Origin of the sequence: Bacteroides clarus YIT 12056 (genome assembly GCF_900129655.1) — a bacterium.
In the GTDB taxonomy this organism is placed as follows: Bacteria; Bacteroidota; Bacteroidia; order Bacteroidales; family Bacteroidaceae; genus Bacteroides; species Bacteroides clarus.
Window position 1 is genome coordinate 564,501 of sequence record NZ_FQWK01000003.1, and the last position, 19,255, is coordinate 583,755.

A 19,255-nucleotide genomic window follows, 5' to 3' on the forward strand; every position below is an offset into this window, starting at 1 on the left:
GTATTTCAGTTTTTATTAACTCAGTTCGCTTACCAATTCTTCGGGAGTAACCGACTTCTGTTCGCCGGTTTCCATATTCTTCAGGGTTACTTTGCCTTCGTTCATTTCATTTTCTCCAACCAAAGCAACAAACGGTATCATCTTTGAATTGGCATAACTCATCTGTTTCTTCATCTTACTGGAATCGGGGAAGATTTCGGCACGGATACCTGCCGCACGTACTTGGGCAAGTACATTCATAGAGAAAGCCGCCTCTTTCTCGCCAAAGTTGATAAACAGAAGTTGCGTACCGTTCACCGCTTCTTTCGGATAGAGTTCAAGTTGATTCAACACATCGAATATACGGTCTGCACCGAACGAAATGCCTACTCCCGAAACACCTGCCATACCGAATACTCCGGTCAAGTTGTCATAGCGACCGCCACCGGTAATACTTCCGATTTGTACATCCAGCGCCTTTACTTCAAAAATAGCGCCCGTATAATAATTTAAGCCACGAGCCAAAGTCAGGTCAAGCTCGATTTCATTCTTCAGTCCGAGCGTTGACAACGTCTTCAAGATAAATTCGCTCTCTTCCACACCTCTCAATCCGGTTTCGCTGGCAGACAATACCTGTTTCAAAGTAGCAAGTTTTTCTTCATTGCTGCCGCTCAACAAGATAATGGGCTGCAATTTGGCAATAGCCTCATCACCGATGCCTTTCTCCTTCAATTCTGCATTGACATTGTCCAATCCTATTTTGTCCAGTTTATCAATAGCTACGGTAATATCCACTATCTTGTCGGCCTCACCGATAATCTCGGCAATGCCGCTCAAAATCTTGCGGTTGTTGATTTTAATACAAACACGAATACCGAAACGTGTAAATACGGTATCGACAATCTGCATCAGCTCTACCTCGTTCAACAAAGAGTCGCTACCCACTACATCGGCATCACACTGATAGAACTCGCGATAACGTCCCTTCTGCGGGCGGTCTGCACGCCACACCGGTTGAATCTGATAACGCTTGAAAGGAAAAGTTATTTCATCCCTGTGCATCACGACATAACGAGCGAAAGGTACGGTAAGGTCATAGCGCAAACCTTTTTCACAAAACTTGCAGGCCAGTCGCGGAGCGTTACGGCTCAACAGTTCTTCGTCCGTCAGACCGGAAAAATAATCACCGGAATTCTGTATCTTGAACAACAGCTTATCACCTTCTTCACCATACTTCCCCATCAAAGTGGAAAGCATTTCCATGGAAGGAGTTTCTATCTGCTGGAAACCATAAAGATGATAAACATCACGAATCGTATTGAATATATAGTTACGTTTCGCCATTTCCACAGGCGAAAAGTCGCGGGTTCCTTTTGGAATACTTGGTTTTGCTGCCATAATCGTATCAATCATTTATAAAATCAGACGACAAAGTTACGGTATTTTATTGATTAAGAAAAAAAATGCTTTCTCCATTTAGCATGAAGAAAGCATTTTTCTATTTCTGCGGAACGGAATGCTCTTATTCTCTACGTCCCAGGAATATCATAATATAGTAAACAAGAGTTGCCAATGAACCAAGCGCGGCTACCACATAAGTATAAGCAGCCGAACGAAGCGCATCTTCAGCCTGTGTATGATTGCGGGCATTCGTAATACCGGAACTGCTCAACCATACCAACGCACGCTTACTTGCATTGATTTCCACCGGAAGCGTAATAAAGCTGAACAGGGTAGTCATGGCAAAAAGGATGATACCGGCCAGCAACAATTGCGGGAAAGTATTCAACATCAGAATACCGCCCAGCAATACCCATGTCATGATATTGGAAGCAAATGACACCACAGGCACCAACTTGCTGCGCATTGTCAACGGGGCATAAGCACGTGCATGCTGCACGGCGTGTCCGCACTCATGGGCGGCAACGGCTGCCGCCATAATACTGCTGCCGCTATAAACATCCTCACTCAGGTTCACGGTCTTATTGGCGGGGTTGTAGTGATCTGTCAGATGTCCCGGAGTATGAGTAACGGTAACATCATAGATTCCATTATCGTGCAGCATCTTCAAAGCCACATCGGCTCCCGTCATTCCGTTACCGGTAGGGATTTTAGAATATTTCTTGAATTTACTTTGCAGATTCATCTGTACCAGCCAGCTGACCACGGCTATACCGATAAAGATAATCCATTGCATACCTATCATTCCAGTTGTCATAATCTTCTTCTTTTAAAAATAAGTGAATAATGTGTCGTTTCTATTTATATAACAAATTGTTTGCCAAAAATAAAGGGAAACCGTGAGCAATCTCACAGTTTCCCTTATCTTTTAGGAAGAATTAGCTAAAATCTATTATTCTTCCGTATAGCGTTCAATGGTTTGCCCGCGGTCAGGACCCACAGATACAATCTTCACAGGCACACCGAGTTGTTCTTCCAAGAAAGACAGATATGCATTGAACTCCTCGGGGAATTCATCTTCACTCTGCATCTTTGTCATATCCGTCTGCCAACCGGGCAATTCTACATATACCGGTTCAACACCTTCGATATCGAACGGGAAGTAATCGATTTCCTCACCGTTCACCTTATATGCCACACACGCCTTGATTGTTTCAAAAGTATCAAGCACATCGCTCTTCATCATGATAAGCTTAGTAACACCGTCCACCATGATGGCATATTTCAAGGCCACCAGGTCAATCCAGCCGCAACGACGCTTGCGTCCTGTTACCGAGCCGAACTCGTGTCCCAACGTACAAATCTGGTCACCCGTCTTATCGAACAGTTCCGTAGGGAACGGACCTGCACCCACACGCGTACAGTATGCTTTGAAGATACCGTATACTTCACCAATCTTATTAGGAGCTATACCCAGACCCGTACAAGCGCCTGCACAGATTGTATTGGAAGAAGTCACGAACGGATAAGAACCGAAATCGACATCCAGCATCGTACCTTGCGCACCTTCGCACAAAACAGACTTGCCGTCTGACAACAAACCGTTTATTTCGTGTTCGCTATCCACAAACTTAAACTGTTTCAGGTAGTCGATACCCTCAAGCCATGCCTTTTCCAATTCGGTCAAATCATATTCATAGTTCAGACTTTTCAGAATTTGTTCATGACGAGCTTTGGCGGCAGCATATTTCTTATCAAAATCATGCAGAATATCACCTACACGCACACCGTTGCGGCTTACTTTATCCGTATACGTCGGACCGATACCCTTACCGGTAGTACCCACTTTGGCATCTCCCTTCGCAGCCTCGTAGGCAGCGTCCAGAATGCGGTGCGTAGGCAGGATGAGATGCGCCTTTTTAGAAATATGCAAGCGTTCCTTCAAATTGTGGCCGGATGCCTCCAATGCTTCAGCTTCCGCTTTAAACAGCGCCGGGTCGAGCACCACGCCATTACCGATGATATTTACTTTATCACCTTGGAAAATTCCCGAAGGAATGGAACGGAGCACATATTTCTGACCTTCAAACTCCAATGTATGACCGGCGTTCGGGCCACCTTGAAAACGTGCCACCACATCGTATCTCGGAGTTAATACATCAACGACTTTGCCTTTGCCTTCGTCGCCCCATTGTAATCCTAATAGAATGTCTACTTTCATTTCTCTTTCTTATGGTTATTATTTTTCTTCTTTCTTTTGTTCGCACGGTCGCACTTGCTGCACAGTCCGTACATATACAACGAGTAATGCGTCAAGTTAAAACGACTCAGCTTTGTATTCTCGATAGCCTGCTGCAATTCCTCATTCTGGAACTCGACAACCTTACCGCACTGCGTACAGATTTGGTGGTGATGCGTATCACGGTTATAGCTTTTTTCGTATTGGGAAGAGTTCCCGAACTGATGTTTGATAACCAGACGGGCATTGATAAGTAATATAATCGTATTGTAAAGTGTCGCGCGGCTGACCCTGAAGTTTTCCTGATCCGCCATTAGCGAATAAAGCGTATCGATGTCGAAATGGCCGTCTATGGAATAAATAGTCTCGAGTATGGCATAGCGTTCGGGAGTCTTGCGATGCCCGTTCGTATTGAGATATTCGGTGAATATCTGCCTAACCGTATCTTTCACGTTCTGACTTTCCATTTAAAGGCGCAGTTTTTTAACAGCCAACAAAGTTAAGTCTTTTTTGCGGAAAGCAAACAAAAAAAGAAAAATTAATAACGAGAATAGTAAAGTAGGGAAAGAAAGTGACAAGGTGAATACCTTATCACCCTATCACATTTCCACCTCTTCCCTTACCAGGGTATAAAGAAGCTGTTCGGGTTGGGAAGAAGACTCTTTCATGCCCTCTACTCTCCGGCAAACTTGAAAAGCGTTTTCTTCGCTGTGTTGCATAAAGCGGCGGATGGCGGTCAGCGCGGCATTACGCACATGGTAAGAACCCGACAGGAATGCTGATATTGCCTGGTCAAGGAATTCATTCTCCACGCGCTCATTCATATCCCCTTTTTTCATCAACAGGCGGGCAATGGTAAGAAAACCGCAAACCTGCGTATATTCATCTTCAGCCGCAATCCAATGGAAAGACTTGGCAGGAGCATACGGAAGATACTGAAAAAGGTTCATACAGGTAAGTTCCGCAATCTCGATGTTCCGGATATTCTCCACCCATATATCCGCAATCTCAGGCAAGAAACTGTCGACCGGCTGGAGCAATCCCGCCAGTATTTTACATTCACGGATATCCTCTTTCCAAAGAGCCTGCGCCAAGGCATGGTCTTTTTCGTAAGCGGCGGCAATACTTTTGATACGGGGCAGTTCCACGCCGAAGTTGAGTTTGTAAACCAACCCCTTCTCCCGCATACTTTGAGATACAGCTCCGTTCATGGAGAGACGGAGCTGCGTTTTTATTTCTTTGAGTTGTTCTTTTAGTTCCATAAAATGAGAGTTCTGTAAAATGAAAGTCCTGCTCATCACGTAAGGCTGAAAGCCCTTTTATCTTCAAGCCTGGGGTAGCCACCCCGAGAATATGATATGATTAGCATTACACCCTGCAAGGGCAAAAGATTCACGTGCAAGGCTCTTGCCCTTACAGGGCGTAAAAAGACAGAGGTTTTTTTTACACCCGGGGAGTTACCCCGGGATATATGTCCCAAGCCTTTCAGGCTTTAGACCGAAAAATGCTGTGCCTCTGTATCTTTGTACCTCTTAGCCTCTGCGTCTCTGTATCCATTTAATTGTTTACCGAAGGCAATACCGAATAATCCTTGCCATAACGCAGCATCTGTTCGGCATAACCCTCATCATAAGTCACTGTCACATCGGTTATATTGCCGTCAGCATCCGTCACAGCCTCATACTTCGGATTGATAAAGCCTTTATACGGAGCCAGGTTCAGCTTCTTATAGCGTTCCAATACTTCCGCATGCAGTTCAGGGTCTACCTTTACGGCATAAGCCTCTACCAGCTTATGGGCTGCTTCATAGTCACCCGTAGACTTGATACGCTGTATTTCGGCAAGTAACTCGCCAAACAGTTCGCGTACTTTTCCGTAATCGTTAATTACGACATAAGTCTTTCCGTCTTTCTTCACCAACTCCACCACTTTATCGGCAGCGCCCTTTTCATATACCCAACGGGCGATGAGCTGACGGTTACGCATGTGAGCCTCTTCCACATTATTACCCGGTTCGATACGCACGAGCTGCGTCATCAATCCGTTCATCAGGTAAGTATAATACTGAGCCTTATAAGCATCCGCATTCGGAGTCAATCCCAGTTCAACCAATTTCGGATCGGCCACATAATAAAGTCCGAACAAGTCGGCACGCGCCTCCTCAATAGTCGAGCCGTAAGCTTTCAACGCGTCGGGGTCTACACCCGGAAGCAGCTTACCTGAGCCATGTCCCAAACATTCGTGCAGGTCGGTATGCAGTTCATCGGTGGTATCGGCATATTTATCTATCAGCTGCAACTCGGCATCACTATACACAAACTCTTCATTGAAGCCGTTGCCATGAGCCGCCTTATTGTAGGCATCCGTAATATTACCAATCGTGACGGATTTGGAACCATGATGGCTACGAATCCAGTTGGCATTGGGCAGGTTGATGCCGATAGCCGTTGCCGGATAAAGGTCGCCCGCCAGAATAGCGGCGGTGATAACCTTGGCGGAAACACCTTTCACTTTTTCTTTCTTGAACTGCTTTTCCACCGGAGAATGGTCTTCGAACCATTGCGCATTACTACTGATAATCTCCGTACGACGGGTAGCTTCCAAATCCTTGAAATTCACCAAAGACTCCCAACTTGCCTTCATCCCCAACGGGTCTCCGTAGCTTTCGGTAAATCCGTTTACGAAATCGATGCGGGAATCCAAGTCTTTCACCCAAAGGATGGCATAATCGTCAAAGGTCTTCAGGTCTCCCGTTTCATAGAACTCTATCAGTTTGGCTATAACCGCTTTCTGTTCAGGATTCTCGGCAACGCCTTCCGCTTTCTTCAACCAATATACTATCTTTTCGATGGCCTGACCGTACAAGCCCCCCACTTTCCACACTTTCTCCTGAATCTTGCCGTTCTCTTTCACCAGGCGGCTGTTCAATCCGTAAGAAACCGGTGTTTCATCTTTAGGATCTTTCATCGCGTTGTAAAAAGCCTCGGCTTCCTTCTGCGTCACTCCGTCATAATAATTACATGCCGAAGTCAGCACCAAATCCTCACCGGCAGCCTGGTTCACACGCTTCGGCATTACCTGAGGGTCGAAGATAACGGGAGCGATTTCTTCATAAAGTTGTTCCACCGTCTGTCCTTCCGCCAGCGGAAGCGTGGATGCATCTACGCTCAAAAGGGCTTGTTTGAAGAATTCGGGAGTAAAGCCCGGCACAAACTTCTCGCTGCCATAATGATGATGAATACCGTTGGAGAACCATACCCGTTTCAGATACACTTCCATGGCCTTGAAATCTGCCGCAGTCTTGTCACCGGTATAGCCCGTATAGACAGCTTCCAGCATCCGGCGGATCCTGAGGTTATACTTCCCGTTCTGGTCAAACAAGATGTCACGTCCCTGCAAAGCGGCTTCCGTGAGGTAATAAACTAATTCTTTCTGTTTGAGAGACAAGCTCTCAAATTCCGGTACGCGGTAGCGTAAAATCTGTAAGTCTGCAAACTGTTCCACTGTGTAATCAAATTTTTCTGCCTCGGCAGTCGTTTTCGGTGCTCCGCCGCAAGCTGCCAGCAAAGACATGGCGGCCACCGCGGTAATTAGTTGTTTTTTCATGTGTGTCGGGAAGAAATAGTTAGTATTAAAATGACAAAAGGAAGTATTCCGGAGCAAACGTCTCAGAATATTTCCTTTTATAAATTCAGCTTCACTGCATTATTTGCTTTTCACTGCATTTTTCTTACGATAACCGTTAGGAGTTTCTCCTACATTCTTGTAAAACGCAGCATAAAAAGACTGACGATTAGCGAAACCAACCATCGTGCTGATTTCTTCTACATTTTTGTCAGCATATCTCTTATCTGTCAATAAATGCAAAGCATCTTTCACTCTGTATTCATTCAACAAACATGAGTAGTTCATGCCAAAGCGAGAGTTTACAACCGCCGACAAATAGCGGGTATTGGTTTGTAACTCTTTTGCCAAATCTTTTGCAGAATAATTGGGGTCTCTGTACTTCTTCTGCACGACAATGATATTCAGTATCCTGTCATACAGCTCGTCTGCCAGTTCCGGGCGTATCAAGGAACGGTAGGCGGCCTTCTTTTCTTTTTTTTCGCGCAGGTTGTAGGGACGCTTCTTTGTAGCCTCCTCCTGTGCTTTTTTTTCTAAATCACTCATTGAATTAACTGGTTAGGGTTGTTTAAAAATGGAAATCCAAAGGAGTTTCCCTTAGATTACACAAAAGTCTAACATTTTTTTTTAATACGCAACTTTTCCCGCACATATTTTTGATATATAAACAACGAAAAAGGTTGAAAAGAAGCGGAGTACGCTCAATAATAAGATTATTTAACTTTACTGTCAATTTCACAAGTTATTTAATTGAGTTACACTTCCTTTTGCGTTTTATGCAAGAATTAATGTAACTTTGCCCCCGAAAAAGATACCGGCACCGCTTATGCTACAAACGCTTAAAACATACTTCGGATACGACAGTTTCCGCCCCTTGCAAGAAGAGATTATCCGTCACATTCTGGATGGAAACGACGCACTTGTGTTAATGCCCACCGGCGGTGGAAAATCAATATGCTACCAGCTTCCCGCCCTACTGCGCGAAGGAACCGCCGTAGTGGTCTCACCGCTCATCTCACTGATGAAAGACCAGGTAGAAGCGTTGTGCGCCAACGGCATCAGTGCCGGTGCGCTGAACAGCAGCAATGACGAAACGGAGAATGCCGCCCTTCGCCGTGCCTGCACGGAGGGTAAACTGAAACTGCTATACATCTCTCCCGAAAAGCTGCTTGCAGAGGCCAACTATCTCCTGCGGGATATGCACATCTCACTTTTCGCCATCGACGAGGCGCATTGCATTTCGCAATGGGGGCATGATTTCCGTCCGGAATATACACAAATGGGGATTCTGCACCGGCAGTTTCCGCAGGTGCCCATCATCGCCCTGACCGCCACCGCCGACAAAATCACGCGCGAAGATATCATCAGGCAACTCCATCTGAACCACCCCCGGATATTCATTTCCTCTTTCGACCGCCCCAACCTGAGCCTCACCGTAAAGCGGGGCTACCGGCAGAAGGAAAAATCCAAGACAATTCTTGACTTCATAGCCCGTCATCCCGGAGAAAGCGGCATCATCTATTGCATGAGTCGAAGCAAGACGGAGTCCGTGGCGCAAATGCTCCAAAAGCAAGGCATCCGCACCGCCGTCTACCACGCCGGCCTCTCCCCCGCCCGCAGGGACGAAGCGCAAGATGATTTCATCAATGACCGTGTGCAAGTGGTATGCGCCACCATTGCTTTCGGTATGGGTATAGACAAGAGCAACGTACGATGGGTTATTCATTATAATTTACCAAAGAGCATCGAGAGTTTCTATCAGGAAATCGGACGTGCCGGAAGAGACGGGCTGCCAAGCGACACATTACTGTTTTACTCGCTGGCTGACTTGATTTTACTGACCAAATTCGCCACCGACAGCGGGCAAGAAGGCATTAACTTAGAGAAACTGCAACGCATGCAGCAATACGCCGAATCCGACATCTGCCGGCGCCGCATATTGTTAAGCTATTTCGGAGAGACGGCAGACCATGATTGCGGTAATTGCGATGTCTGCAAGAACCCGCCGGAACGCTTCGACGGAACTATTATCGTACAGAAAGCCTTAAGCGCCATTGCCCGTACGGAACAGCAAATAAGCACGGGCGTTTTAGTGGATATTCTAAGAGGAACCATGTCTCCCGAAGTCGTGAGCAAAGGCTATCAGCAACTGAAAACATTTGCCGCCGGACGTGAAGTTCCGGCCCGCGACTGGCATGATTATTTATTACAAATGCTGCAGCTCGGCTACTTTGAAATCGCCTACAACGAAAACAATCATCTGAAAATAACTTCCACAGGAAGCGATGTTCTTTTCGGTAGAGCCACCGCCCGATTAGTAGTAATACGCCGGGAAGAAACGAACGAAACCAAGCAGGGAAGAAAACGCAAGGTGCCCGCTCCCGGCAAAGAGCTGCCTTTGGGACTTCCCGATACAGAGAGCGAGGCTCTCTTTGAAGCGTTGCGCAAGTTGAGAAAACATCTTGCGGACGAAGAAGCCTTGCCCGCATACATCGTCCTGTCCGACAAAGTGCTTCACCTGCTCAGTACCTCACGCCCCGCCACCATTGAGGAATTCGGCAACATCAGCGGCATCGGAGAATACAAAAAGAAGAAATACGGAAAAGAATTCGTTGCCCTAATACGTAAGTTTAGTGATTAGTGATTAGCGTTTAGTGATTAGTGATTAAGTTGTGATGCTATAAACTGTTAACAGCTAACCGCTAATCACTAATCGTTAATCACTAATCACTAAACGCTCCCTCCCTATTTCCTCGTCTGTTGCAGCAGGTCACGCAAATCGGCTTGCGGCACTCCTAATGATACAGCCTTCTCAAAATCGCGTTTGGCTAAGTCTTTTTTCTTTTGGGCGAGGTAGATTTCACCGCGCATCAGGTATATTTCCGGTTGCGAGCTATCCAGTCTTATTGCCTCTTCCAGGTCTACCAAGGCCATATCCATGTGGTTCAAGTCTTTCTCTACTCCGGCACGAGCTACATACAGCATGGCATATTGGGAAGAAGACAACTGAGAAGTTTCTCCCGTGGTTGCAATCATATTGTTCAAGACGCTCAGCGCTTCTTCGTATTTCCCCTCTTTCTGTTCCAAAGTGGCCAAACCGAGGCGACCGTTATAGCTGGCTGGATTCACTTTCAACAAGCGTTCATAATCAGCCTTTGCCATTTTATACTCACGCTGCTGCATATAAATATAAGCGCGCATCAGCAAAGCTTCCTCATTGTTCTTCTCTAAATCCAACACCAGCGAATAATCGGCCTGCGCCAGATTATTACGCCCCAGTTCCATATAAACAGCCGCACGGTTCAGCAAGATAGGAACTGCGCGCGGAGCGATATTCAAGGCAAAGTTATAAGACTCCAAAGCCTGCTCGTACTGCCTTTGACGACGCTGTATCGTACCGAGATTGGAAAACAGAAGGGCATTGTGAGGATTTGCCGGTTCCAGCTTTAAGGCTTGGCGGATATACTCTTCCGCTTGCGGCAAACTATCCTGTTCCGTGTAAGTTATGGCACGGTCACAAAGTTCCTGATAAGTCTGCGAAAATACAGGCATACCGCCTGCCAATAAACACACAACGAGAAAAATCAGCTTCTTCATACTTATGATTCTATATTTATAAGATAAGTAAACAAGCAAGTGTTGATACAAACCGAATTTCAACATTTACTTAAACCGGTTCCAACCGCCGGTATCGGAGATACCAAGCATTGGTACGAAGAATACCAACCGTTGGCACAGACAATACCAAGCCTTGGTACAAGCAATACCGGCCGGTGGTACGAAAGGTACCAAGCGTTGGAACGGGAGTTTTTCCCCGGCATTTATTCCAAAGGATAAGTGTCAAAAGCGAACAACTCCGTCGAGAGATACCTCTCCCCCGTATCAGGCAACAAGGTAACTATCATCTTGTTTGCAAATTCGGGACGTTTTGCCAATAAACGGGCTGCATAAACAGCCGCGCCGGAAGATATTCCCGCCAACAGTCCCTCGGTAGACGCCAGCTCGCGTCCGGCACGAATGGCTTCATCGTCCGGCACAGGAATCACCTCATCCACTACCGAAGCGTCATAAAGAGCCGGAATAAAGTTTGCCCCGATGCCCTGTATACGGTGTGGAGCATCCTCTCCCCCCTCAAGTACGGGAGACGACGCAGGCTCGACAGCCACGATATAAACATTCGGATTATGCTTCTTCAACGTGCGGGCTACACCACAAATCGTACCGCCCGTACCTACTCCAGCCACAAATACGTCCACCTGTCCGTCCGTGTCCGTCCAGATTTCCTCTCCCGTAGTAAGCTCGTGTATCCGGGCGTTGGAAGGATTCTCAAACTGTTGCAGAATTACGGCGCCGGGAATCTTATCCCTCAGTTCCTGCGCCTTGGCGATAGAGCCCGCCATACCCGCCAACCCATCCGTCAGCACGATTTCCGCTCCGAGGGCTTTCAACAGGTTACGGCGTTCAATGCTCATTGTTTCGGGCATGGTCAGTATCAGATGATAACCTTTGATGGTAGCTACCATTGCCAGTCCCACCCCCGTATTGCCGCTGGTAGGTTCTATAATAGTGGCGCCGGGCTTCAACGCTCCGCGCGCTTCGGCATCCTCAATCATTGCCAGCCCTACGCGGTCTTTTACACTGCCTGCCGGATTAAACGACTCCAGTTTGGCAACTATATCCCGTTGCAATCCGTACTTCCCGCTATATCCGGCCAACTTCATCAACGGTGTGCCGCCGATAAGTTCCGTCAAGTTCTTTGCTATTTTTGCCATAATCATTACTTATAAAACGAGGAGATACATCAAAAGTAAAATCATTATCACAGATAAATGTATCATACTTTTGAGGCATCTCCTCGCAAAGGTAGGAAAAAAACGTTTGTCCCTTTCTTTCCTTAATAAAGATTAGTGTTTGATGTAGTCTGCAATCCACGCGCCTACTTCTTTCGTGCCGTATTTGTCGCCGCCTTCCACCTGAATTTCCGGGGTACGGACGTTGGCGTCGAGAGAAGCGTCTACCGCCTTGCGGATAAGCGCGCCTTCTTCTTTCAGGTCGAAATACTCAAACAACATGGCTACGGAAAGAATCTGCGCCAGCGGATTGGCAATGTTCAAGCCCTTAGCCTGCGGCCATGAACCGTGAATAGGCTCGAATACCGGGGTGCTTTCGCCGGTGGAAGCGGAAGGAAGCAGGCCCATAGAGCCACTGATGCAAGAGCCTTCATCGGTCAGAATATCGCCGAAGGTATTCTCCGTCACCATCACGTCGAAGAACTTCGGTTCCTGAATCATACGCATGGCGGCGTTGTCCACATACATATAGTCGGTGGTGACTTCCGGATAGTTCGGAGCCATTTCCTGGGCAATCTGTCTCCACAGACGCGAAGAGGCAAGCACATTCGCCTTGTCCACTACCGTAAGGTGCTTGTTGCGCTTCATGGCATACTCAAAGCCTACTTTCAGGATGCGTTCAATCTCCGGACGGGTGTACATATTGGTGTCGTAAGCCTTGTCGTTGTCCTGGTATTTCTCGCCGAAGTACATACCGCCCGTCAGTTCGCGGATGCAGAGAAAATCGGCTCCATCCACCAATTCTGCACGAAGCGGAGACTTGTGCAAGAGGCACTTAAAGGTCTGCACGGGACGGATGTTGGCAAACAATCCTAACTTCTTGCGCATAGCCAGCAACCCTTGTTCCGGGCGTACCTTTGCGGTGGGGTCATTGTCGAATTTCGGGTCGCCTACTGCCGAGAACAACACTGCATCGGCATTCTTGCAAGCCTGATAGGTAGCTTCGGGAAACGGGTCTCCCACTTTGTCGATGGCGTCCGCACCGCAGACAGCATACTCATAGTTCACTTTGTGACCGAACTTCTCGCAAACGGCGGTCATTACGTCCACACCTACTGCGGATATTTCGGGGCCGATACCGTCACCGGCCAATACTGCAATTTTAAAATCCATAATTATTTATTTCTTTTTCAATTCATTTTCTACTTTATCTTTCATCACCTTATTCTTGCGGCGAATACGGTCACCCGTCACAAATATCTTATTTATCGTATTCTCCCTCGATGATATTGAGCATCTTCACCGTGGCCTTGATGGCGGCTTCCGTCTGGTCGGCATCCAATCCGCGGGTGCGGAACACCTTGTCTTCAAACGTCCAGGTGATTACCGTCTGCACAAAAGCGTCGGTACGTCCGCCGGGGGGAATAGTCACCGCATAATTCGTCAGCATCGGGAATTTGCGCCCCAAAGTCACCTTGTATATTTTGCGCAGCGCACGCACAAAGGCATCGTACTGACCGTCACCGCTGGAACTCTCCTCATACTCCTTGCCGTTGATTTCTATTTTCAACGTAGCCATTGGCTTCAGCCCGTAGGCAAGGTTCACGATGTAGCTTTTCAGGTTTACACGCTCGTCCACAATTCCGTGCTTCAAGACGTCGGAAACGATGTACGGCAAATCTTCCTGCGTCACCAGCTCCTTTTTATCGCCCAGTTCGATGATGCGTTCGGTAACCTTGCGCATGGAGTCCTCGTCCAAGTCCAGTCCCAGGTCTTCCAGATTCTTGCGGATATTCGCCTTGCCACTGTTCTTGCCCAAGGCATACTCCCGCTTGCGGCCGAAACGTTCGGGCAAGAGGTCGTTGCAGTATAAGTTACTCTTATTATCTCCGTCGGCATGCACGCCCGCCACCTGCGTAAACACGTTTTCGCCCACAATCGGCTTGTTGGCAGGGATAACGATGCCCGAATAAGACTCTACCACACGGCTCACATCATTGAGGCGGCTCTCGTCGATATTGGTGATAGCGCTGAAATGGTCTTTCAAGATGGCCTGCACGCTGGCAAGAGGGGCATTCCCGGCACGCTCGCCCAAACCGTTAATGGTGGTGTGCAAGCCCTTGCAGCCACTCAACACGGCGGCCAGCACATTGCTCACCGCGAGGTCGTAATCATTGTGCGCATGGAAGTCGAAATGCGCGTGCGGATAGCGTTTCACCATTTTCCGCATGAATTCAATGACTTGCAGCGGGTTCAGCACACCCAATGTATCGGGCAGCATATACCGCTTTATATTGGTCTGAATCAATGCGTCCATCAACTGAAAGACGTATTCGGGCGAGTCTTTCATGCCGTTGCTCCAATCTTCCAGGTAGATGTTCACTTCCATGTCCTGCACATTCGCGTAGTTCACCACTGCCAGAATATCCTCGATATGCTCTTCGGGCGATTTCTTCAACTGGCAGGAGCAGTGCTTCAAGGAGCCTTTGCACAACAGGTTGATGACGCGGCAACCGGTAGCGTGTATCCAGTCCACCGACGTATGCCCGTCTACGAAGCCGAGCACTTCCACTCTCGGCAACATATTGCGGCGGGCCGCCCAGTCGCATATCATTTTCACCGCATCAAACTCTCCTTCGGACACCCGCGCGGAAGCGACTTCCACCCGGTCTACTTTCAGGTCTTCAAGCAACAAACGGGCTATCATCAGCTTCTCATGGGGCACGAAAGATACTCCGCTGGTCTGTTCGCCGTCGCGAAGCGTGGTGTCCATGATTTCTATTTTCGGATGATTATGCTTCATGTTTCTTCTCCCAGGATTCTATCTTGTCTTTATTCTCCACAAGGAAATCTATATCGTCCAAACCGTTCATCAGGCAATGTTTCTTGTAGGCATTGATTTCAAAATGCTCGCTTTTGCCTGTCGCCTTGTTGGTGATGGTCTGTTCGGGCAGGTTCACTTCCACTTCCGTCTTGGGGTCGGCAAAAACCGAATCGAAAAGTTCCTTCAGAAACGGTTCGCTCACCACTACGGGAAGCACGAAATTATTCAGTTCGTTATTCTTATGGATATCCGCAAAAAAGCTGCTTACCACCACACGGAAACCATAGTCGGCAATGGCCCAGGCTGCGTGCTCGCGGCTGCTTCCCGAACCGAAGTTCTTGCCGGCTACAAGGATTTGTCCGCCGTAAGTAGGGTCATTCAGTACGAAAGATTCTATTTTATTGCCTTGCTTGTCATACCGCCAATCGCGAAACAGGTTCTCGCCAAAGCCTTCTTTGGTAGTGGCTTTCAGGAAACGCGCAGGGATTATCTGGTCGGTATCTACATTCTCCAACGGAAGAGGTACGCAAGTACTGTTGATGATATTGAATTTCTGTTTCATTGTTTCTTCATTCTTCGTTCTTCATTCTTCATTTAACAACTCTCTCGGGTCTGTAATCACCCCTGTCACCGCAGCCGCGGCAGCCACCAGCGGACTGGCAAGCAAAGTGCGTGCGCCCGGGCCCTGACGTCCTTCAAAGTTACGGTTACTGGTGGACACCGCATACTTTCCGGCAGGCACTTTATCATCATTCATCGCCAGGCAAGCCGAACATCCCGGCTGACGGATAGCGAACCCCGCCTCTTCCAGCACCTTGTCCAACCCTTCTTCACGTATCTGCGCATCTACCATCCACGAACCGGGAACCAGCCATGCCACGACATCCGCCGCTTTCTTACGGCCTTTCACGATAGAGGCAAATGCACGGAAGTCCTCGATACGGCCGTTGGTACAAGCACCCAGGAACACATAATCTATCTTTTTGCCCAGCAATGGTTCACCCGGCCGGAAACCCATATAGTCCATAGACTTCATAAAAGACGTTTTGGCAGCCTCGCCCATCCCCTCGGTAGCGGGAATATGCTGCGTAATGCCCATGCCCATGCCCGGATTGGTTCCGTAGGTAATCATCGGCTCGATATCAGCGGCATCAAAGCGTACTTCCTTATCGAATACTGCATCCGCATCGCTTTTCAGCGTCTTCCAATATGCCAGCGCCTTATCCCACTCTTCACCTTTCGGAGCGTATTCACGTCCTTTGATATACTCGAAAGTCGTTTCATCCGGGGCAACCATACCGCCGCGCGCGCCCATCTCTATACTGAGGTTGCACAGAGTGAGGCGTCCTTCCATGGACAGACTGCGCACAGCCTCTCCGGCATACTCCACAAAGTAGCCCGTAGCACCGCTGGTAGTCATCTTAGACATCATATAGAGCGCCACATCTTTGGCTGTCACCCCCTTACCCAGTTTACCGTCTACCGTAATGCGCATCGTTTTGGGACGGGTTTGAAGAATACATTGCGAAGCCATCACCATTTCCACTTCACTCGTACCGATACCGAAAGCCACCGCACCCATTGCGCCATGGGTAGAAGTATGCGAGTCGCCGCATACGATTGTCATGCCCGGCAAGGTCAGTCCGCGTTCCGGACCTACCACATGGATAATGCCGTTCTTCTTGTCCATCATGCCGAAATGCTCCAGCCCGAAGTCTTCCGCGTTCCTGGCAAGCGTATCCACCTGCGTCTTCGAAACAGGGTCTTCAATAGGCTTGTCCTGATCGTGCGTCGGCGTATTATGGTCGGGCATACAGAATATCTTTTCCGGACGGAAACACTTAATCCCTCTTGCACGCAATCCGGCAAAAGCCTGCGGACTGGTTACTTCATGGCAATAAAGCCTGTCTATGTAAAGCTGTGTAGGGCCGTCTTCAACCTTCTGCACAACGTGGGCATCCCAAATTTTATCAAATAATGTATTCATCGGAAACGAGTTGTAATTTACAGTTTATGAATTATGATTTATGTATTTATAAAGTATGTATAAGATACGGATTTTACATCTTGAATTTATTGATACAGTCTATATACGCTTCCACCGATGCGGCTATAATGTCCGTATTGGCGCCGAAGCCATAGTAGATACAGTTATCATATTCCACCTGCATATGTACCTTACCCATATCATCACTGCCTTTGCTGATGGCCTGAATCGTAAACTCTTTCAGCGTCATGTGGCGGTCTATTATCTTCTTCAAAGCCTTGATCGCGGCATCTACCGGACCGTTTCCGCTGGCAGCCGCCTCGAACTTCTCACCCGAAATGTTCAATCCCAGGCTGGCAACGGAACGAACACCTACACCGCTTGTCACCTGCAAGTATTCCAGCTTGATACGATGATTCTGAGCACGATCCGCACCTGCCAGTACCAAAATATCATCATCGTTAATGTCCTTCTTCTTATCGGCAAGTTTCAGGAATTCCTCGTAAATCTTATCCAGCTTCTGCTGATCCAAAGACACGCCCAACACCTGCAAACGGTTCTTCAAAGCGGCACGTCCGCTACGGGCGGTCAGTACGATGGAGTTATCGTCGATACCCACATCATGCGGATCGATAATCTCATAAGTCTGCACATTCTTCAATACGCCGTCCTGATGAATACCCGATGAATGGGCAAAGGCATTGCGGCCTACAATCGCCTTGTTAGGCTGCACCGGCATATTCATCAAGCTCGATACCATACGGCTGGTAGGATAAATTTTCTGCGTATTGATGTTGGTTTCAATGTTGATATCCTTATGGCATTTAATAATCATCGCCACTTCTTCGAGCGAAGTATTTCCGGCACGTTCACCGATACCATTGATAGTAACTTCCACCTGACGGGCTCCATTCAGCACACCTGCCATTGTGTTGGCGGTAGCCATACCCAAATCATTGTGGCAATGGGTGGAAATGATAGCATTATGAATGCCGTCCACATGTTCCATCAGATACTTTATCTTCGCCCCATACTCGGCAGGCAGACAGTATCCTGTGGTATCGGGAATATTAACCACCGTAGCACCCGCCTTGATAACAGCTTCCACCACACGTGCCAGATATTCGTTATCCGTACGTCCGGCATCTTCGGCATAGAACTCAACATCCTCTACATAACGGCGGGCATACTTCACGGCCGCTACCGCACGCTCAATAATCTCCTCGCGATTGGAATTGAATTTATATTTGATGTGCGAGTCGGAAGTTCCGATACCCGTATGAATACGCTTATGCTTGGCAAATTGCAGGGCTTCCGCTGCAACATCGATATCTTTCTGTACGGCACGTGTCAAGGCGCAAATCGTAGGCCACGTCACTGCTTTGGAAATTTCAATCACCGAATTAAAATCACCCGGACTTGAAATAGGAAATCCCGCTTCAATTACATCCACACCCAGTGCTTCCAGTTGCTTGGCTACCTGAATCTTTTCCACTGTATTCAACTGGCATCCCGGAACCTGCTCACCATCGCGGAGCGTTGTGTCGAAAATAAATAATTTATCACTCATCGCTTTATTATATTTATAAATTCATATTCCATAAAAAAAGCCTTTCGCACAGGGAAGTGAGAAAGGCTTTAGTATATTGTTATATCTTACATATATTTATGCACAGCACTCACTTCCACTAAACTTTGCCAGTAGAATAATAATACCACACAGTAGAATATATGTAAAGTTCTGAATCATCTTATCTTTTTTGTTTTAACGATGCAAAGGTATAGATTATTTCGTACCGTACAAACAAATCCGTAACTTTTTTATTAGAAATAATATCATTTTATAAGTTAACATTCATTTATCACTCTAATATATCACAAAAAAGGCGCACCTTTGAGGCACGCCTTTTCCTTATGTTTCAGTTCAATACAAGTCCTGAATTACTTCTTTTCGCAAGGTTTGTCACACTTGGCGCTATCGCAAGCAGCTTTCGGACAAACAGCAGAATCAGCCTGGCAGCAAGCCTTTGCAGAATCACATACTTGTTCGGTTTGTGCAGCGCAGCAAGAATCCGCTCCGGTTGCATTGGCATCAGCCTTTTTGTTACCACATGATGTTACGGCGAAAGAAAATGCTACTGCCATAGCAGCGAATAAAACTTTAGTTTTCATACTTCAATTTGCTTTAAATATTAATTAAAAAATCAGTTCACCGGCAAATATACGGAAAACAGCTCAATTTTCCAAAACAGGATACAGCTCACCCGATTCCGATCGGTAATATCCTTCTGAAAACAATAAAGCCCCCGTATCTTCCTATCGATACGGGGGCTTCTCTAAAAAAACGGCGACTACCTACTCTCCCACTGTTACGCAGTACCATCGGCGTGACTGAGCTTAACTTCTCTGTT

At 47.4% G+C, this 19,255-nt stretch carries 17 protein-coding genes; 2 read left to right on the forward strand and 15 right to left on the reverse strand.

Going from position 1 to position 19,255, the window contains the following annotated elements; translation table 11 throughout:
• Positions 1-15: 15 nt before the first annotated feature.
• From hisS to BUB52_RS07265, 7 genes are all read right to left on the reverse strand, one after another.
• Complete coding sequence (gene hisS, locus BUB52_RS07235; RefSeq protein WP_022217752.1) at positions 16-1,377, reverse strand: histidine--tRNA ligase; 1,362 nt, start codon at positions 1,375-1,377, stop codon at positions 16-18.
• Positions 1,378-1,501: 124 nt separating this feature from the next.
• Positions 1,502-2,197, reverse strand: coding sequence for a zinc metallopeptidase (locus BUB52_RS07240; protein WP_009121255.1), 696 nt, complete (start codon positions 2,195-2,197; stop codon positions 1,502-1,504).
• Between the two features lie 135 nt (positions 2,198-2,332).
• Positions 2,333-3,601 carry an adenylosuccinate synthase gene (locus BUB52_RS07245; RefSeq protein ID WP_009121254.1) on the reverse strand — a complete coding sequence of 423 codons (1,269 nt, stop codon included), beginning with the start codon at positions 3,599-3,601 and terminating at the stop codon, positions 2,333-2,335.
• A complete protein-coding gene (locus BUB52_RS07250; protein WP_009121253.1) occupies positions 3,598-4,086 on the reverse strand; it encodes a Fur family transcriptional regulator in 489 nt (162 codons plus the stop codon). Before BUB52_RS07250 ends, BUB52_RS07245 begins: the two co-directional genes overlap by 4 nt.
• A 132-nt stretch (positions 4,087-4,218) precedes the next feature.
• Positions 4,219-4,881, reverse strand: a complete 663-nt coding sequence (locus tag BUB52_RS07255; RefSeq protein ID WP_009121252.1) for a DNA alkylation repair protein — start codon at positions 4,879-4,881, stop codon at positions 4,219-4,221.
• A gap of 295 nt (positions 4,882-5,176) precedes the next feature.
• Positions 5,177-7,225, reverse strand: coding sequence for a dipeptidyl-peptidase 3 family protein (locus BUB52_RS07260; protein WP_009121251.1), 2,049 nt, complete (start codon positions 7,223-7,225; stop codon positions 5,177-5,179).
• Between the two features lie 99 nt (positions 7,226-7,324).
• A complete protein-coding gene (locus BUB52_RS07265; protein ID WP_009121250.1) occupies positions 7,325-7,789 on the reverse strand; it encodes a helix-turn-helix domain-containing protein in 465 nt (154 codons plus the stop codon).
• A 280-nt stretch (positions 7,790-8,069) separates the two neighbouring features.
• Here BUB52_RS07265 and recQ point away from each other — a divergent pair, with 280 nt between their 5' ends.
• Positions 8,070-9,884, forward strand: coding sequence for a DNA helicase RecQ (gene recQ / locus BUB52_RS07270; protein ID WP_009121248.1), 1,815 nt, complete (start codon positions 8,070-8,072; stop codon positions 9,882-9,884).
• A gap of 104 nt (positions 9,885-9,988) precedes the next feature.
• Here recQ and BUB52_RS07275 read toward each other — a convergent pair whose 3' ends face one another.
• On the reverse strand, positions 9,989-10,840 hold the full coding sequence (locus tag BUB52_RS07275; protein WP_039950460.1) for a tetratricopeptide repeat protein: 852 nt from the start codon (positions 10,838-10,840) through the stop codon (positions 9,989-9,991).
• A gap of 39 nt (positions 10,841-10,879) precedes the next feature.
• Here BUB52_RS07275 and BUB52_RS07280 point away from each other — a divergent pair, with 39 nt between their 5' ends.
• Positions 10,880-11,080 carry a hypothetical protein gene (locus tag BUB52_RS07280; RefSeq protein WP_254302460.1) on the forward strand — a complete coding sequence of 67 codons (201 nt, stop codon included), beginning with the start codon at positions 10,880-10,882 and terminating at the stop codon, positions 11,078-11,080.
• Here the strand turns inward: BUB52_RS07280 and cysK are convergent.
• The 7 genes from cysK to BUB52_RS07315 all read right to left on the reverse strand — a co-directional run bounded on the left by cysK (position 11,065) and on the right by BUB52_RS07315 (position 19,016).
• Positions 11,065-12,015: a cysteine synthase A gene (gene cysK, locus BUB52_RS07285; protein WP_039950533.1), complete on the reverse strand. Its 951-nt coding sequence runs from the start codon at positions 12,013-12,015 to the stop codon at positions 11,065-11,067. The genes BUB52_RS07280 and cysK overlap by 16 nt on opposite strands.
• 132 nt (positions 12,016-12,147) lie before the next feature.
• Positions 12,148-13,206, reverse strand: coding sequence for a 3-isopropylmalate dehydrogenase (gene leuB, locus BUB52_RS07290; protein ID WP_009121244.1), 1,059 nt, complete (start codon positions 13,204-13,206; stop codon positions 12,148-12,150).
• 88 nt (positions 13,207-13,294) lie between these two features.
• The gene (locus tag BUB52_RS07295) at positions 13,295-14,836 is read right to left on the reverse strand and encodes an alpha-isopropylmalate synthase regulatory domain-containing protein (RefSeq protein WP_009121243.1); all 1,542 of its coding nucleotides are present in this window, start codon (positions 14,834-14,836) and stop codon (positions 13,295-13,297) included.
• On the reverse strand, positions 14,826-15,419 hold the full coding sequence (gene leuD, locus BUB52_RS07300; RefSeq protein WP_009121242.1) for a 3-isopropylmalate dehydratase small subunit: 594 nt from the start codon (positions 15,417-15,419) through the stop codon (positions 14,826-14,828). The genes BUB52_RS07295 and leuD overlap by 11 nt, the downstream gene beginning before the upstream one ends.
• A gap of 21 nt (positions 15,420-15,440) precedes the next feature.
• On the reverse strand, positions 15,441-16,844 hold the full coding sequence (gene leuC / locus BUB52_RS07305) for a 3-isopropylmalate dehydratase large subunit (protein ID WP_009121241.1): 1,404 nt from the start codon (positions 16,842-16,844) through the stop codon (positions 15,441-15,443).
• Between the two features lie 73 nt (positions 16,845-16,917).
• Complete coding sequence (locus tag BUB52_RS07310; RefSeq protein WP_009121240.1) at positions 16,918-18,414, reverse strand: 2-isopropylmalate synthase; 1,497 nt, start codon at positions 18,412-18,414, stop codon at positions 16,918-16,920.
• A gap of 371 nt (positions 18,415-18,785) precedes the next feature.
• Positions 18,786-19,016 (reverse strand): hypothetical protein, encoded by a 231-nt coding sequence (locus BUB52_RS07315; protein WP_009121239.1) that lies wholly within the window; start codon positions 19,014-19,016, stop codon positions 18,786-18,788.
• Positions 19,017-19,255: the final 239 nt, after the last annotated feature.

Coding starts and splice junctions, on each gene's coding strand:
- hisS (WP_022217752.1), bottom strand. CDS start 1,377: ATGGCAGCAAAACCAAGTATTCCAAAAGGAACCCGCGACTTTTCGCCT.
- BUB52_RS07240 (WP_009121255.1), bottom strand. CDS start 2,197: ATGACAACTGGAATGATAGGTATGCAATGGATTATCTTTATCGGTATA.
- BUB52_RS07245 (WP_009121254.1), bottom strand. CDS start 3,601: ATGAAAGTAGACATTCTATTAGGATTACAATGGGGCGACGAAGGCAAA.
- BUB52_RS07250 (WP_009121253.1), bottom strand. CDS start 4,086: ATGGAAAGTCAGAACGTGAAAGATACGGTTAGGCAGATATTCACCGAA.
- BUB52_RS07255 (WP_009121252.1), bottom strand. CDS start 4,881: ATGGAACTAAAAGAACAACTCAAAGAAATAAAAACGCAGCTCCGTCTC.
- BUB52_RS07260 (WP_009121251.1), bottom strand. CDS start 7,225: ATGAAAAAACAACTAATTACCGCGGTGGCCGCCATGTCTTTGCTGGCA.
- BUB52_RS07265 (WP_009121250.1), bottom strand. CDS start 7,789: ATGAGTGATTTAGAAAAAAAAGCACAGGAGGAGGCTACAAAGAAGCGT.
- recQ (WP_009121248.1), top strand. CDS start 8,070: ATGCTACAAACGCTTAAAACATACTTCGGATACGACAGTTTCCGCCCC.
- BUB52_RS07275 (WP_039950460.1), bottom strand. CDS start 10,840: ATGAAGAAGCTGATTTTTCTCGTTGTGTGTTTATTGGCAGGCGGTATG.
- cysK (WP_039950533.1), bottom strand. CDS start 12,015: ATGGCAAAAATAGCAAAGAACTTGACGGAACTTATCGGCGGCACACCG.
- leuB (WP_009121244.1), bottom strand. CDS start 13,206: ATGGATTTTAAAATTGCAGTATTGGCCGGTGACGGTATCGGCCCCGAA.
- BUB52_RS07295 (WP_009121243.1), bottom strand. CDS start 14,836: ATGAAGCATAATCATCCGAAAATAGAAATCATGGACACCACGCTTCGC.
- leuD (WP_009121242.1), bottom strand. CDS start 15,419: ATGAAACAGAAATTCAATATCATCAACAGTACTTGCGTACCTCTTCCG.
- leuC (WP_009121241.1), bottom strand. CDS start 16,844: ATGAATACATTATTTGATAAAATTTGGGATGCCCACGTTGTGCAGAAG.
- BUB52_RS07310 (WP_009121240.1), bottom strand. CDS start 18,414: ATGAGTGATAAATTATTTATTTTCGACACAACGCTCCGCGATGGTGAG.
- BUB52_RS07315 (WP_009121239.1), bottom strand. CDS start 19,016: ATGAAAACTAAAGTTTTATTCGCTGCTATGGCAGTAGCATTTTCTTTC.